The sequence below is a fragment of the Sulfuriflexus sp. genome (genome assembly GCF_032250955.1).
GTDB lineage: Bacteria > Pseudomonadota > Gammaproteobacteria > AKS1 > AKS1 > Sulfuriflexus.
Map to the genome: position 1 here is coordinate 1 of NZ_JAVVES010000153.1, position 503 is coordinate 503.

At 48.3% G+C, this 503-nt stretch carries 1 protein-coding gene; it reads right to left on the bottom strand.

Annotated elements, in window-relative coordinates; translation table 11 throughout:
• Nucleotides 1-56: 56 nt before the first annotated feature.
• Nucleotides 57-503 (bottom strand): hypothetical protein (locus RQ738_RS13675; RefSeq protein WP_314165876.1); only part of this gene is annotated, 447 nt, incomplete at its 5' end.

Below are 503 nucleotides of genomic sequence, written 5' to 3' on the forward strand. Positions count from 1 at the left end.
GATCCAATAGTAGTACCAATCTATCCACCTGACCTTTTTATATTTAGCCGATTTCTTCATCGTCCGATCCCCGTGGTATCCGGCCTTTCCGGGAAAAATAGTCGATCAAACAATGATGGCTCTTGCAACGCTTTTACCGTCGTTTCCAGCCCCGCATTTAGAGGACCAATTACATTTTCAGTCAATAGTCTGGTTACCCCTTCAGTGCCACCCACAGCCCCAAACGCGATACCGCCACCAACACCGATCGGGCCACCAACTGCCGAAAAGGAAAGTATTACAGCGACATCAGACGATGTATACGCGAGAGCACCATCGATGCCTCCAAGCTGGTCTGCTTTGGAAAAATTATCGACCGCTGCAAATACTATTGAGAAACCTGTAGTGGTTCTCCCGATTCTACTTGCTACATTCTTGATGGTCTTGGAACTTATCGTCCCCGCCTTGATGCTATCCACGTCACCCGTAACCGGCGTGACCAGTATGAACTTGGGATCGATTTT